This is a genomic window from Streptomyces acidicola, assembly GCF_009377235.1.
GTDB lineage: Bacteria > Actinomycetota > Actinomycetes > Streptomycetales > Streptomycetaceae > Streptomyces > Streptomyces acidicola.
Window position 1 is genome coordinate 13,516 of the sequence record NZ_VMNX01000114.1, and the last position, 14,630, is coordinate 28,145.

13 protein-coding genes are annotated in these 14,630 nt (G+C 71.1%); 3 read left to right on the plus strand and 10 right to left on the minus strand.

The features are described from left to right. Window positions 1–44: 44 nt before the first annotated feature. Genes FPZ41_RS26460 through FPZ41_RS26470 form a run of 3 tightly spaced genes read right to left on the minus strand, consistent with a single transcriptional unit; the run spans window position 45 to window position 3,665 of the window. The gene (locus FPZ41_RS26460) at window positions 45–1,079 is read right to left on the minus strand and encodes an ABC transporter permease (protein WP_152866189.1); all 1,035 of its coding nucleotides are present in this window, start codon (window positions 1,077–1,079) and stop codon (window positions 45–47) included. Continuing rightward, window positions 1,072–2,595 carry a sugar ABC transporter ATP-binding protein gene (locus tag FPZ41_RS26465; RefSeq protein WP_152866190.1) on the minus strand — a complete coding sequence of 508 codons (1,524 nt, stop codon included), beginning with the start codon at window positions 2,593–2,595 and terminating at the stop codon, window positions 1,072–1,074. Before FPZ41_RS26465 ends, FPZ41_RS26460 begins: the two co-directional genes overlap by 8 nt. Beyond that, window positions 2,592–3,665 carry a sugar ABC transporter substrate-binding protein gene (locus FPZ41_RS26470; protein ID WP_131565103.1) on the minus strand — a complete coding sequence of 358 codons (1,074 nt, stop codon included), beginning with the start codon at window positions 3,663–3,665 and terminating at the stop codon, window positions 2,592–2,594. Before FPZ41_RS26470 ends, FPZ41_RS26465 begins: the two co-directional genes overlap by 4 nt. Window positions 3,666–3,828: 163 nt before the next feature. Between FPZ41_RS26470 and FPZ41_RS26475 the strand changes: the two genes are divergently transcribed. After that, on the plus strand, window positions 3,829–4,542 hold the full coding sequence (locus FPZ41_RS26475; RefSeq protein WP_322620755.1) for a FadR/GntR family transcriptional regulator: 714 nt from the start codon (window positions 3,829–3,831) through the stop codon (window positions 4,540–4,542). 71 nt (window positions 4,543–4,613) lie between these two features. On the opposite strand, the gene FPZ41_RS26480 is transcribed toward FPZ41_RS26475, so the two are convergent. Further along, window positions 4,614–6,179, minus strand: a complete 1,566-nt coding sequence (locus FPZ41_RS26480; RefSeq protein ID WP_152866191.1) for an alpha-L-fucosidase — start codon at window positions 6,177–6,179, stop codon at window positions 4,614–4,616. A gap of 80 nt (window positions 6,180–6,259) precedes the next feature. Further along, window positions 6,260–8,107, minus strand: a complete 1,848-nt coding sequence (locus FPZ41_RS26485; protein WP_152866192.1) for a family 20 glycosylhydrolase — start codon at window positions 8,105–8,107, stop codon at window positions 6,260–6,262. A gap of 263 nt (window positions 8,108–8,370) precedes the next feature. Between FPZ41_RS26485 and FPZ41_RS26490 the strand changes: the two genes are divergently transcribed. After that, window positions 8,371–9,717, plus strand: a complete 1,347-nt coding sequence (locus FPZ41_RS26490; RefSeq protein WP_322620756.1) for an amidase — start codon at window positions 8,371–8,373, stop codon at window positions 9,715–9,717. Between the two features lie 128 nt (window positions 9,718–9,845). On the opposite strand, the gene FPZ41_RS26495 is transcribed toward FPZ41_RS26490, so the two are convergent. Further along, on the minus strand, window positions 9,846–10,328 hold the full coding sequence (locus FPZ41_RS26495) for a GNAT family N-acetyltransferase (RefSeq protein ID WP_152866193.1): 483 nt from the start codon (window positions 10,326–10,328) through the stop codon (window positions 9,846–9,848). 55 nt (window positions 10,329–10,383) lie between these two features. After that, complete coding sequence (locus FPZ41_RS47280; RefSeq protein WP_322620757.1) at window positions 10,384–10,560, minus strand: hypothetical protein; 177 nt, start codon at window positions 10,558–10,560, stop codon at window positions 10,384–10,386. Window positions 10,561–11,063: 503 nt separating this feature from the next. Here FPZ41_RS47280 and FPZ41_RS26500 point away from each other — a divergent pair. Further along, window positions 11,064–11,870, plus strand: a complete 807-nt coding sequence (locus tag FPZ41_RS26500; protein WP_152866194.1) for an SDR family oxidoreductase — start codon at window positions 11,064–11,066, stop codon at window positions 11,868–11,870. A gap of 15 nt (window positions 11,871–11,885) precedes the next feature. Here the strand turns inward: FPZ41_RS26500 and FPZ41_RS26505 are convergent, their stop codons facing one another. The 3 genes from FPZ41_RS26505 to FPZ41_RS26515 all read right to left on the minus strand — a co-directional run. Beyond that, window positions 11,886–12,119: a hypothetical protein gene (locus tag FPZ41_RS26505; RefSeq protein ID WP_152866195.1), complete on the minus strand. Its 234-nt coding sequence runs from the start codon at window positions 12,117–12,119 to the stop codon at window positions 11,886–11,888. A 71-nt stretch (window positions 12,120–12,190) separates the two neighbouring features. Next, window positions 12,191–13,669: an SDR family NAD(P)-dependent oxidoreductase gene (locus tag FPZ41_RS26510; protein WP_152866196.1), complete on the minus strand. Its 1,479-nt coding sequence runs from the start codon at window positions 13,667–13,669 to the stop codon at window positions 12,191–12,193. Between the two features lie 124 nt (window positions 13,670–13,793). Beyond that, on the minus strand, window positions 13,794–14,630 hold an 837-nt coding region (locus FPZ41_RS26515; RefSeq protein WP_152866197.1), incomplete at its 5' end, for a WS/DGAT domain-containing protein.

A 14,630-nucleotide genomic window follows, 5' to 3' on the forward strand; every position in this document is an offset into this window, starting at 1 on the left:
GGTGACTCGGTGACTCGGTGACTCGGCGACGAGAAGTCGGCTGGTCAGTCCTGGGCGCGGCCCGTGGTCACGCGGGCGATCATGAGAGCGAACAGGATGATGCCTCCGTAGATGGCCTGGATCCAGAACGACGGCACCTGCGCGAGGGTGAGCAGGTTCTGCACGACACCCAGCAGGAGTACGCCGGTGAGGGCCCCGAACATGGTGCCCTTGCCGCCGTCGAGGCTGATGCCGCCGATGACCGCCGCCGCGAACACGGTGAAGATCATGTTGTTGCCCTGGTTGGCGCTGATCGCTCCCACGTACCCGGTCTGCATGATCCCGCCGACGGCGGCGAGGGTGCCCGCGACGACGAACACGCCGAGCATGACCCGTTCGACGCGGATGCCGGCCGCGCGGGCCGCGTCCGCGTTGCCGCCGATCGCGTAGAGCGCGCGGCCGACACGGTGGTAGCGCAGGACGAGACCGGCGACACCGAAGGCGACCGCCGCCAGCCACACCGACATGGGCACCCGAAGGAAGGTGGTGGTCGCCAGCGAGAAGAACGCGTCGGGCATGCCGAACAGCGTCTTGCCCTTGGTCGCGCCGACCAGCAGTCCGCGCAGCACGATCAGCATCGCGAGGGTGACGATGAAAGCGTTGAGCTTGAACTTCACCACGAGGAGGCCGTTGAACCCGCCGATGGCCGCGCCCACGACGAGGACCGCAAGGAGCGCGAGGGCCGCCGGGAGTTCCGCGCCCCAGCCGGCCGTCGCGGCGGGCAGCACGAGCAGGGCGCCCACGGCGGGGGCGATACCGACGACCGACTCCAGCGACAGGTCGAACTTGCCGGTGATCAGCACGAGCGACTCGGCCAGCACCACCATCGCGAGGGCGGCGGACGCGCCCAGGATGGAGATCAGGTTGCGTTCGGTGAGGAACGAGTCGTTGACGAACGCGCCGAACACCAGGAGCAGCAACAGGGCCGGTACGAGGGCGAGTTCGCGGGCCCGGCGCAGCAGCACGGCTCTGGCCGCCCGGGGGTCGGGCGCCGTGACCGGGGTGGTGGTCGAGGCCGACGGAGCCTTGATGTCAGCCATGGTGGTCCACTCCTTCGATGGAGGCGATCAGCTCGTGGTCATGCCAGCCCGCCCGGTGCTCGGCGACGACCCGGCCGTGGAAGAGGACGAGGACGCGGTCGCAGCGGCGCAGGTCGTCGAGTTCGTCGGAGACGACGAGCACGGCGGTGCCGTCCTCGCGGGCGCTGTCCACCCGCGAGAGCAGGGACTCCTTGGACTTCACGTCCACGCCCGCGGTGGGGTTGATGAGCACCAGCAGACGAGGGTCCGAGGCGAGGGCGCGGGCCATCACGACCTTCTGGGCGTTGCCGCCGGAGAGATCGGACACGGGCTGGTCGGGGCCCTCGGCATGGATGTCGAGGCGCTCGATCAGCTCGGTGGCGACACCGCGCTTGCGGGCGGTGCCGACGAGCCCGTACCGGCCGAGCCGGTCCAGGACGGTCATCGTGGCGTTGTCGCCGATGGTCATGCCGAAGACGAGCCCCTGGCCGTGCCGGTCGCGGGGTACGCAGCCGACGCCGGCCTTCAGGGCGGCCCGCACGTCGCCGAACGGGAGCGCTGTGCCGTCCAGCAGGGCGGTTCCGGACGTCGGTGTGTGCAGTCCGGCGAAGGTCTCGGCGAGCGCGATCTTTCCGCTGCCGCTGGAGCCGGCGAGTCCGACGACCTCACCGCGGCGGACGGTCAGGGCGACGTCCTGGTACGTGTCCGAGGTCAGGCCCCGCACGTCCAGGACGACGGGCGCGTCGACGCCGTCCTGTTCCACCACGGCCTCCGCCGCGGCCGCCTGCCGTTCGGCGACCGCCTCCCCCGCCATCGCCTCCACCAGCGCGGCGCGCGGGAGTTCGGCCACGGGTGCGGTGGTGATCCAGCGGGCGTCCCGCAGCACGGTCACCGCCTGGCAGACCTCGTACACCTCCTGGAGGTGGTGGGAGATGAACAGGAAGGTGACGCCGGACTCCTGGAGTGCGCGCATCCGGTCGAAGAGGCGCTCGATCTCGCGGTTGTCGAGCTGGGCGGTGGGTTCGTCGAGGATGATGAAGCGGGCACCCTGGCTCAGGGCCCGGGCGATCTCCACCATCTGCCGGTCCTCGACCTTGAGGTCGGCGGTGCGGGCGCCGGGGTCGACGTGCACGTCCCAGGTGTCGAGGACCTCGCTGGCCTCCGTGTGCAGCCGGCGCCAGCTGAAGAAGCCGCGCCGGCTGTCGGGCTGGCGGTTGAGGAAGAGGTTCTCGGCGACCGTCAGCTCGGGGACCACGGTGGGCTTCTGGTAGACGCAGGCCACCTTGGAGCGCCAGGCGACGCGGTCGCCGAGCGGGGGTGCAGGTCGGCCGTCGAAGCGGACGGTGCCCGCGTCGGGCGCCTGGAGTCCGGTGAGGACGGTGACGAGCGTGGACTTGCCCGCGCCGTTGCGGCCGACGAGGGCGTGGGACTCACCGGGCAGCACGGTCAGCCGGCCGTCCTGCAGTGCGACGGTGGGCCCGTACCGTTTGACAATGCCCGTGGCCTCTACCAGGGGGGTGGCGGTGGCAGCGCTCATTTGACCGTGTTGCCCCAGAGCTCGGGGTCGTCGACGTTGTCCTTGGTCACCAGCGGGGCGGGCAGCTGGTCCTCAAGGATGCCGCTGGGCAGCTTGACGATCGTGGAGTCGTGGTCGGTCGGGCCGGGCTTGAACGTCTTGCCCTCCATCGCGGCCTTGACGTAGTACATGCCGTACTTCGCGTAGGCGTCGGCGGGCTGCGAGACGGTGGCGTCGATCTCGCCCTTGCGGATGGCGTCGAACTCCTGCGGGATGCCGTCGTTCGAGACGATCGTGATGTGGCCGTCCTGGCCGGCCGTCTTCAGCATCCCCTTGGACTTCAGGGTCTGCAGCGTCGGCGCGAGGTACACACCGCCGGCCTGCATGTAGATGCCCTTGATGTCGGGGTTGGCGTTGAGGAGCGTGTCCAGCTTGGAGGCGGCGGTGTCGGACTCCCACTTGGCGGGGATCTCCAGCACCTTCAGCTTGGGGAAGTTCTTCTTCACACAGGCCCGGAAGGCCTCGGAGCGGTCGCGGCCGTTGACCGAGGCGAGGTCGCCCATGATCTGCACGACCTTGCCGGACGGAATCTGCTCTCCGAGGTACTCGCAGGCCTTCTCGCCGTACGCGACGTTGTTGGCGCGGACGACCATCGCGACCTTGCCCTTGTCGGGCGCCACGTCCACGGCGACCACCGGTACGCCCTTGCGCTCGGCCTGGTCGAGCCCCGCGATGATCGCGGCGCTGTCGAGGGGCGCGACGACGAGGCCCTTGGCCCCTTGGTTGAGGGCGTTGTTGATGTCGGTGATCTGCTGGGACGGGTCGCTGTTGGAGTTGACCGTCTTGAGCGCGTCGACGCCCTCGGTCTTGGCCATCTTGGGCACGTAGTCGTTGTACGACTGCCAGAACGGCGAGGTCAGCAGGGGCAGGATCACCCCGACCTTGCCGTCGCCGCCGCCCTCCCCGCCGGAGGAGACGTTGTCCTTGGTGCTGCCGCACGCCGCGAGCACGAGGGCGGCACAGGACGCGGCGACCACCGCGCGTACCCTCCGTGCCCCTGTCTGCCCGTTCCGTGGGTTTGTGCCGGCCATCTGTCAGCTCCTCGTCGAGCGGTTTCAAGCAGGTGCCCGCATATTTATCAGACCACTTCCCCTTCACAACACCCTCCGACACCAGATTTTCCCGGTTCCTGGACGTAGTGGTCCGACCACCTGGCTGGTTAGACTGCGGCGCACCGACAACAGGAGGAGTGGCGTGAACGAGACCCAGAGCGAGGCCGCTCCGCAGAAGGCCACGGTGACGCAGCGCGCCATCGAGCGGATCAAGGCGATGATCGCCGAGGGCCGCCTGGAGCCGGGGCAGCGGCTGCCCACCGAGCGGGACCTCGCGGCCCAGCTGGGCATGTCGCGCAGCTCGATGCGGGAGGCGATCCGGGCACTCACGGTCCTCGGAGTGCTGGAGGCACGGCACGGGTCCGGCATCTACGTCACCCAGCTGGAGGCCGGGGACCTGCTGGAGACCTTCGGTGTCGTCGCCGACCTGTCCCGCGGCCCCCGACTGGTCGAGCTGCTGGAGGTGCGCCGCATCCTGGAGTCGACCGCGACCGCGCTGGCCGCCGCGCGCATCACCGAGGACCAGCTCGCGGAGGTCGAGAAGCACCTGACCGCGATGAACGGCACGGACGACCCCGAGGAGATCATCGCCCACGACCTCGCCTTCCACCGCGAGATCGCGGCCGCCGCGGGCAACGAGACCATGGCCGCGATCCTGGAGGGCCTGTCCTCCCGCACCTTCCGGGCCCGTGTCTGGCGCGGCTACCAGGAGGAGGGCGCCTTCGCCCGCACCCGCCGTGAGCACGCCGCCATCCACCGCGCCCTGCTCGCCCACGACCCGGAGGCGGCACGAGCGGCCGCCGCCGCGCACGTGGGCGAGGTGGAGCAGTGGCTGCGCACCCAACTCAGCGAATAGCGCACCGAGTCCGGCCCACGCGGCCGGCCGAAGGATGATCCGGCCGCCGCGGGGGCGGACCCGCCAGTCGCCTACTGAAGGCGCGAACGGTACAGCCCGAACTCCCCGATCGTTGCGGTCTGTCGGGACCGTGTCACCCGCACGCGCCACCGGCGGGCCCGTACGGGCGCGCTCAGCAGCAGGATCCGGCCGGCCCCGATCGTCCCGGCCCCGGCGACCCGCGTCCAGGCGCCGCCACGTTCGGCCTCGACGACGAAGTCCTCGACCTGTTGCCCGTACCGGATGTCCTCCGCGAGCCGGACACGGTCCACCTCACGTGCAGCGCCGAGGTCGACGGTGACCGTGCCCGGGGAGGTGGTGACCCGCGCCCCGAGGGCCAGGTCCTCCGGCAGCTCCCGGTCGATCCGCTCGCGGAACTCGCGCAGCCGGGTGACGTCGGAGGCCGGGAGAAGACCGTCCTTGTCCGGCGGCACGTTCAGCAGCAGTACGGCGCCCCGGCCCACCGAACCGAAGTAGATGTCCGTCAACTGCTGGACAGATTTCGGCTGTTGGTCGGCGTGGTAGAACCAGCCGTCCCGGATGGACACATCGGCCTCAGCCGGCCACCACTGCAGGTGGTCCGCCACCGGCCGCGCGGCGACCAGGGCGTCCCGGCCGCCCATGTCGGGCGCGTCGTACGAGAGCGCGAAGTCCATGCGCCCGTTGGCCTTCTCCTGGACGGGTACGACACTCCACTCGTTCTCCCGCGCGAACCCGCCCTCGTTGCCGACCCAGCGCACATCGGGACCGGACACGGCGATGGTGGCGTCCGGCGCGAGGGTCCGGATCAGCGTGTACCAGCTGTCCCAGTCGTACGTCTCGACCTTGTCCGGCGGGATGCGCCCCTGGGCGCCGTCGAACCACACCTCGTCGATGGTCCCGTACTCGGTGAGGACCTCGTAGAGCTGGTCGAGCATGTGGGCGCCGTAGTCGGTGGCGGGGAGCGTGAAGGTGGGCCCGTCCGGGCGGTCGTCCCCCGGGACCGGGGTGGGGATGGTGCGCTCGGAGCGGGCGCTGCCGTTGGCGTACACGCCGTGCAGGTACTGGTTCTCGTCGGCCGGCGAGATGTACACGCCGACCTTGATGCCGTGGCGGCGCATCGAGTCGGCGAACGAGCGCAGCACGTCGCCCTGTCCGCCCTGCCAACTGCTCGACGCCACCGTGTGGTCGGTGTAGCGGGAGGGGTAGAGCACGAAGCCGTCGTGGTGCTTGACGGTGAGGATGGCGAGCTTGAAGCCGCCGTCGCGCAGGGCGCGCGCCCACTGGTCGGTGTCGAGCCCGGCGGGCTGGAAGACGTCGGGGTCCTCGTCGCCGGTGCCCCATTCGAGGCCGGTGAACGTGTTCACGCCGAAGTGCAGGAAGGCGGTGCGCTCCAGCCGCTGCCAGGCGATCTGCCGTGCGGTGGGCCGGACCTCGGACGCCTTGCGGACCAGTTCGTCCGGCGTGTCGTCGGGGCTGACGGGGATGCGGTACGGGGGCCCTTCGGCGAGTGGGGCCGCCTCGGCCGCCGCCGCGGGTGCTGTGAGGGCGAGGGAGGTTCCGGTGGAGGCGACGAGCGTCGCGGCCGCCGTGACGAAGGCTCTTCGGGAGATGGCCATGCGCGTGTGCTCCTCGGGTCGGGCGCGATGCTCCTCGGGGCGTACGGGTCACTCGGGCCGGCCCCGGTGGGGCCGGTCCCTCAGCGGGCGGTCGTCTGCCACACGGCGGGCGCGCGCTGGTCCGGCGGGTACTGGACGAGGCGTCCGTCGTCCGTGACGTGCACGGCCATGCGTGTGATCGCGTTGACGAGCCGGTGGCCTCCGGGAGCGGGCACGGGCACCCAGCGCTGCAGGGTGTTCGAGGCGGCGCAGGCCTCCTCGGTGACCGAACTGCCAGGTTGCAGCGGCACGTTGAGGGTGAGCTTCCCGCTGCGCGTCTCCAGGCACCTGCCGCTCGTGACGGACTTCAGGGTCACATAGCCGTCGGGGGTGCGTGCGACCCGGAGGTCGCGTGTCACGCCGCCGCTGCGGAAGGTGTACGTCCCGTCGGCGAGTGGTACACGGGTCAGGTCACGCCATCCGGGGGCGTGACCCACGGCTCGCGCGCGGGCGGTGAACTCGGCGTAGGTGGCGTCCGGGCGGGGCGCTCCCCAGGTGGCCTGGGCGATGTGCCTCAGCGCCGGGTCCAGGGCGACGGCGACCTCGTTCTCGGTCTCACCACGCCCGTTGTCCGGCCACAGGCTGATCTTCGCCCCGGTGATGCCGGTGCGCGAGGCGAGCTTCTCGCCCTCGAAGCTGCGCGGGTCCCAGCCCTGGTCGTACAGCCCCTTGGTGTCCGTGTGGAAGCCGCCGCGCACGAGGTACAGGGCGTACGAGGCGTTCATCAACGGGTAGCCCTGCGCCAGGATCTGACTCGGCTTCACCGCCACGTTCAGCCAGTGCTCGACGGTCGTGCCCGCCGTGACCGGCACGGTGTTGGCTCCAGTCAGCCCGTCGTTCCAGATGCGGAGCTTCTTGCCCTTGGCGGCGGCGTAGGCGTGGACGCGGTTGACGAAGTCGATGAAGGCGTCCTGCGGGGTGGCGTTCGCACCGTACTTCTGGCGCGCATAGGCCAGGACCTGCGGGTACTTGGCGAAGTCGGAGCCGAGCATGTACTCGTCGGCGCCCATGTGCCAGGAGGTGGCCGGGAACACCTCGGCGTACTCGTCCATCAGGCTCGTGTAGTAGTCGAAGGCGGCCTGCTGGGTGACGTCGAGCCGGGAGGGCTGCTTCACGCCGTCGGCGTCGGTGAGCTGCAGGTCGGGGCGGTTCTCGATCCAGGGGTCCATGTGGCCCGGGGAGTTGATCTCCGGGATGATCTCCACGTGGTACTTCTCGCCGAGGGCGACGAGGCGGCGGATCTCGTCCTTGGTGTAGTAGCCCCAGGTGTTGGCCTCGGCGTGGGCGTCGCTCTTCACCTTCAGTTCGAGGAGGAGCTGGTTGAGCTTCTGGTACGCCATGTCGCGCACCAGGTTCTCGAGCCACTCGGTGGAGATGTTGATGTAGCAGGCGCAGACGCCGACGCCTCGTTCCTCGTACTCGGGCACGTCGACGGTGCTTCCGGCGGGCACACGGTCGCCCTGGGTGAGGAGCTGGAGCAGGGTGCGGGTGCCGTAGAAGGCCCCGGTGTCCGTCCTGCCGGTGATCTGCAGGCTGGCGCCCGCACGGAGTTCGTACCCTTCGGCGCCGAGCCGGGCCGCGGAGGGGTCGACGTCGACAACGATGTCGCCGCTCCGTGGCGCGACGTCAGGGACGACGGCTACGGTGCCGCGGCCGGCCGCCCGCAGGTCGTCGGCGAGGGTGTCGGCGACCTCGCGTGACTCCTGGTCACGGGCGACGATCCGGGTACTTCGCCCGAACGCGTAACTTCCCTCTCCGGGCGCCCAGTTGGACAGTGCGGGCACCGTGACGGGTGACGGCCCCGCCTTCTGCGTCTGGGCCATCGCCGGAACGGGCGCCACGAGCAGCACCAGCCCCGCCACGGCACCGGCCAATCTGGACCACGCCATACCGCACCACCCCACAGGCAGTTCGCAGTCATCGGATGTCTGATCCTTGGAGCGTGATCCCTCCGCTGTCAATGGGGCGTGCATATACGGGAGTTGAAACATTCATCGACAGAGGTCGAGGAACTCATCGGATGAAGCACTGAAGATCGTGAAACGGACTCGCGAAACGGACTCTCGACGTGGCGCCTCCGGCAGGGCACAGTGCTCCTCGTACCCGTCGGCTACCGGCGAGTAAGTCCATACCTCACGTACAGGGAGCGCCCGTGACCAGCTGGGCCGGCCGGACCGCCGCCGAGATCGCCGCCGCCGTACGGGAGCGGCGGATCACACCCCGCGAGGTGGTGGCGGAGCACCTCGCGCGGATCGAGCTGCTCGACGCCCGCGTCGGCGCGTTCCGTACGGTGCGGGGGAAGGCGGCCCTGGCCGAGGCGGGCGAGGTGGGCGCCCGTGCCGACCTGTCCGAACTGCCCCTCGCGGGCGTGCCCGTGGCGGTCAAGGACAACCTCGCCGTACGGGGTGAGTCGACCCGCGTCGGCACCGCCGCGACCCCGGACACACCGGCCGGACAGGACCATGTCACGGTGGCCCGGCTGCGGGCGGCGGGCGCCGTGTTCGTGGGCCTCACGAACGTGCCCGAGCTGTGCGTCTTCGGCACCTCGGAGGGTGTGTACGGCATCGTGCGCAACCCGTGGGACATCACGCGCACGGCGGGCGGTTCGTCGGGCGGTAGCGCGGCGGCGGTCGCCGCCGGGATGGTGCCGGTCGCGCTGGGCAACGACGGGATGGGCTCGCTGCGCATCCCGGCCGCCAACTGCGGGCTGATCACCCTCAAGCCGGGTCTCGGGGTGGTCCCGGCGGGCATCAGTGACGGCGACTGGTTCGGTATGTCCGAGAACGGGCCGCTCGCGACCACGGCCGAGGACACCCGGCTGATGTTCTCGGTGCTGGCCGACACGCCCGACGCGGCACGTCCGTCCGAGCCCGCACCCTGTCGGATCGCGGTCTCCGTACGCAGCCCGCTGCCCGGCGTGACCGTCAGCCGCCCGTACACGACCGCGGCCCGCGAGGCGGCGAAGCTGCTGGCCGGGGCGGGCCACCAGGTGCGGCGCGCCGACCCGCCCTACCCGCTGTGGCTGGGCACAACGTCCCTGGCGCACTGGACGGCGGGAACGTCGGTCGACGCGCGGGCGCTCGATCCACGGCACCTCGCCCGCCGCACCCGCGTCCACGCGGCCGTGGGCCGCCGCTTCGTCCGGAGCGTCCGTGAGGGCGACCGCCGCGACCAACTGCGCCGCCGTATGGAGCCGTTCTTCGCCGAGCACGACGTGCTGCTCACCCCGACGCTGGCCCGGCGCGGTCCCGCCGCCGCGCCCTGGCACGAGGGCGGCTGGCTGCGCAACCTGCTGGTCAACACCACCTACTCACCACTGACGCCACCGTGGAACCTGACCGGCTGGCCGGCGATGTCCGTGCCGTTCGGCACACTGCCGAACGGTGCGCCGTGCGCGGTCCAGCTAGTGGGCCGCCCCGGCGGCGAACTCGATCTCCTTGCCGTGGCGGGCCAGTTGGAGGAACTGCGTCCGTGGCAGCGGACGGCACCGCTCGCCTGAGGACGCCCGTCAGCTGTGGCCGAGAAGGCGAGGAGACGGTCGGTGGGCATCATGGGCTCGTGCACGCACGGCGGGGACACCCATCCCAGTGATTTTCCGGCGTCCGGCCACACGGCTCGTAGCTCGGGTCACAGGGCCCGGTACATGACGTGCAGTCCCACCCGCCCGTGCCGGGGGTGCTCGTACGCGTCCGGCACGGTGCCGAGAACGGTGAAGCCGAGCGACGTCCACAGCCGCACGGCGGGATTGGTCTCGACTACGGCGTTGAACACCATGCCCCGGTAGCCGTCGGCCTTGGCCGCGGCGAGGACGTGCTCGGCGAGTGCGCGGCCGAAGCCGCGCCCGCCGTGGTCGGGGTCGACCATGAAGCCCGCGTTGGCGACGCCGGCCGCGGGGCCGCCGTAGTTCGGAGTGAGGTAGGCGGAGCCGACGACGGCTCCGGTGGTGTCCTCGGCGACGTACACACGCTTGGCGGGCGCCATCCACAGGGCGCGAGCGGCTTCTTCGGAGGTGTCCGGGTCCCAGGTGTAGGTCTCACCGGCGGCGACGATGCGGTGCCAGAAGGGCCAGATGCGCGGCCAGTCCTCGGCCGTGGCTTCTCTGATCGGCATGGGCGCGAGTCTGGCACGCCCGTGCCGCCGGCGATCGCGGCGGGTCCTGCCCTGATCAGTCCACGCTGGGGAGGATGTGGGGCTCCGCGAGGTCGTCCTCGTACCCCGCGAGGCGGATCGGGGCGGACCTGGCCCACACGTCGAGGCTGCCGAGCTGCTTCTTGGGCCGACGGCCCGCGCGCTCCGCACGATCCTTGGGCCGCTGATCGCTATTGCTCTTCTCCGGTGTCACCGCGCACTCCTTATGTGTCGGGTCACCCTCGGGACGGGCCGGCTCACCGTACTGCCGTGCACTAGACGCCCGCTTGGGTCGGTTTCAGAAATGGTTCGGACGCGGTGGCGCCTGTCGAGTTGTGGTGAGAACATGCCGTTGTGACCGGCTTGTCCCGGGACGGACTGGGTGTGGGTGGAACCCATATAAGACTGTCCGTCCGCTACAGGGTAACCATTTGAGCGGGTGCCCGCTCGATGGGGCTGAAAACGCGAGGGAACTGCCCTGAATCGTTCCGTGTTCGACCGACGACGGAACGGCACGGGTGTGGCCCGCAGGCACGGTTGCCGACTGTGTTGCAGCCGACTTCTCCCCGAACGGGCGAACGACGAGCGCCACCAGGCGCAGAGCAGCCCAGAACGGCCCAGAACAGCCTGGAACGGGATGCGGATTCAGCCAACGCCCCGGCAGGCGCCTTCACCACCGGTCTGTGAACTGACGGTCTGTCATGAGACGGTGCGCGGATGACCTCAACCCACGGACTCCAGGGCCTGGCCGCGATCGTCACCGGGGCCTCGCGCGGGATCGGGCTGGCCGTCGCCGAGGCACTGGTGGCGGCCGGTGCGCGCGTGTGCGTCACGGCACGTGATCCGGAGAGTGTGACGCGGACTGCCGCCGCGCTCGGCGGCATCGGGCTCGCGGGATCGGTGGCCGACCCGGCGCATCTGCGGGCGCTGACCGAGCTGACGCTGCGGGAGTTCGGCCGCATCGACCTCGTCGTCAACAACGCGGGCACGAACGAGCCGTACGGTCCGCTGCTGGACGTCGATCCCGACCGCCTGCGCGACGCCTTCGCCGTCAACGTCGAGGCGCCGCTGCGGCTGGTGCAGCATGCGTGGCGGGCCTGGATGGGCGAGCACGGAGGTGCCGTGGTGAACATCTGCACCGAGGGCGCCGGGCACGTCGGTCCCCACGTCGGCGCCTACGGCACCAGCAAGGCGGCCCTGCTGCACCTCACCCGGCAGCTCGCCGGGGAGCTGGCCCCCACGGTGCGGGTCAACTCCGTCTCCCCCGGCCTCGTCCGCACGGAGATGGCGCGGTTCGTGTGGGAGGGCGCGGAGGAGGAGCTCGCCGCGGGACTCCCGCTGGGCCGCCTGGGCGCGCCCGAGGACATAGCGCGGGCCGTCGTGTGGCTGGCCTCGGACGCGGCGGAGTGGGTCACGGGGGCGGATCTGCTGGTGGACGGCGGAACCCGGGTCAGGACGGCGCACGCCTCTTCCGGGTACACCGTCCACGACCGCCTGCGGTCACAGGCACCGCCCCGATCGTGACGACGGCCGTTCCCCTCACGGGAACAGGGCGATCCCCGCGAGGACCAGCACGACGACGCAGACGACGAACAGGATCGTGCCCCAGGTCCAGGGGTGCCGCACCGATTCCGTGGGGCGGGCACCGCGGGGCCGGTCCTCCTCCAGTTCGGGGTTGGCCGGACGGCCGCTGGCGTAGAACTCCTCGTCGGTCCGGTACACGTTGCGCGGATCGTCGAAGCTCCGCGGATCGACTCCGTGTGAACTGTCCATGGCTACTCCCGCGCGGTCCTCACCAGGGCCGGGTACCCCGGCGGACGCCGGGGCGCGTCAGGAGCGGCGGCTCACCACTTCCCGGGCGCGTAGTCCTTGAGGAAGACGCCGTACAGGTCCTCGCCCTGTTCGCCGCGCACAATTGGATCGTAGACCCGGGCCGCGCCGTCCACCAGGTCGAGCGGGGCGTGGAAGCCGGCCTCGGCGAGGCGGATCTTGTCCGGGTGGGGGCGCTCGTCCGTGATCCAGCCGGTGTCGACGGCGGTCATCAGGATGCGGTCCTTCTCGAACATCTCCTGCGCGCTGGTGCGGGTGAGCATGTTGAGGGCGGCCTTGGCCATGTTGGTGTGCGGGTGGCCCGCCCCCTTGTAGCCGCGGCTGAAGACGCCCTCCATGGCGGAGACGTTCACGACGTACGTCCGGCGGGCCGGTGACGCGGCCATCGCCGCGCGCAGCCGGCTGATCAGGATGAAGGGCGCCGTGGAGTTGCAGAGCTGCACCTCCAGCAGCTCCACCGGTGTAACCTCCTCCACCGCCTGGATCCAGCTGTTGGTGTCGTGCAGGTCGGGCACGAGGCCGCCCGCGTCGATCGCCGTACCGGCCGCGATCCGCTCCAGGGAGGCCGATCCTGAGACCAGGGCCAGGTCGGTGACGTCCTGGGCCGTGAGCGCGCCGCCTCCGGCCACCGGCAGCGCGGCCACGGCACCGGAACCGAAGGTGCCGATGACCTCCGCCGCGGGCAGTTCTCCGGCCGGCAGCGGGGCGGACTCCGCGGTGACCAGCTCGCTGTACGCCTGAGGGGAGCGCCGTACGGTCTGGGCGGCGTTGTTGATCAGGATGTCCAGCGGACCCTCGGCGGCGACGGACTCGGCGAGGGCGACGACCTGGGCCGGGTCACGCAGGTCGATGCCGACGATCTTCAGCCGGTGGATCCACTCGTCGCTGTCGGGCTGGGCCTTGAAACGGCGGATCGCGTCGTTCGGGAAGCGCGTGGTGATCGTGGTGTGCGCGCCGTCGCGCAGCAGCCTGAGCGCGATGTACATGCCGATCTTGGCGCGGCCGCCGGTGAGCAGGGCGCGCTTGCCGGTGAGGTCGGCGCGGGCGTCGCGGCGGTCCCGGTTCTCGGCGGCGCACTTCTGGCAGAGCTGGTGGTAGAAGTAGTCGACCTCGACGTACCGGGTCTTGCAGACGTAGCAGGAGCGGGGCCGCTGGAGTATCCCCGCGATCTGTCCTGCCTCGGTGACGGACGACGGCAGAATGCCCTCGGTCTCGTCGTCGATGCGCTCGGCGGAGCCGGTGGCGGTGGCCTCGGTGACCACCTTGTCGTGGGCGGTCTTGGCGGCCCGGCGCTCCTGGCGGCGGCGCTGCTTGACCGTGCGGTAGACACCCGCGGTGGCCCGGCGCACGGCGATCGCGTCCGGATGGTCGATCTCCAGCTTGTCGAGCTCTTCCAGCACGCCGAGGCACACGGCCAGCCGCTCCGGATCAATGCCGGGGCCGTACGACGACACCTCGTCCACCATCGCCGGGCCGTCTTCTGTCACCGTCATCGCCGCTGCCGTTCCCTGGTCACCCGTCGCGGCGCTCCTTCCGCGCTCGCTGTCGAACGCGGAATTCTACGGAGCGCCGGGCCGGGTGACCAAACCCGTTCCGGTCACGGCAGGCGGAGGCCGGTCACGGAGCACAGGCGTCGAGCAGTGTCTCCACCTCCGCGGAGACGGCCTCGGCGAACCGGTCGAGGTCGGGCACGGCCTCGCCGTCGGCCACGAGCCCGTAGTGGACGCGCCCGCGGTAGGTCGAGACCGCGACCGCCAGGGACTGGCCGCGGGCCAGCGGCGCGAACGGGTAGACCTCGGTGAGCGCGTGACCGCCGAGCCTCAGTCCGAGACTGGGCAGCGGCACGCTGGTGACGAGGATGTCGAACCAGAGCCGGGCGGCTTGGCTGACCAGCGGCCCGCCGAGCCGGTGGCCCAGCGGAGGCACGTGGTCGGCGAGCAGCGCGACGGCGCCCGCGCCCCGGTTGGGGCCCGCGTCCTTGTTGCGGTCCATGGCGGTACGGACCGTGCCGAGGCGGCCGAGCGGATCCGGTTCGTCCACGGGGAGCCGTATCAGGTAGCCCGAGAGCCGGTTGCCCTGAGGGTGCGCGGTGCGCGGGCGGCGGTTGGAGACGGGGATCAGGGCGCGGGGCGCCACGCCCTCGCTGCCGTCGCCGCGCTCGTCGAGCCAGCGGCGCAGGGCGCCCGCGACGATCGCGATCAGGACGTCGTTGACGGTGCCGCCGACGGCCTTGCGCACGGTGTGCACCTCGTCGAGATCCAGCACCACGCCGGCCGTGCGGCGAGTTCCGCTGGACCGCGAGGCGAGCGCGGGGCAGGGGCGTACCTCCAGGGTGGAGCGGGCGACGGAGGCTCCGATGTCGAGCGCGCGGCCCACGTCGGACAGGACGCCGCGGACGAGCCCCGGCAGTCTGCGCACGTCGGGGAGAAGACCGCGCGGGGGCGGGGCGGGCCG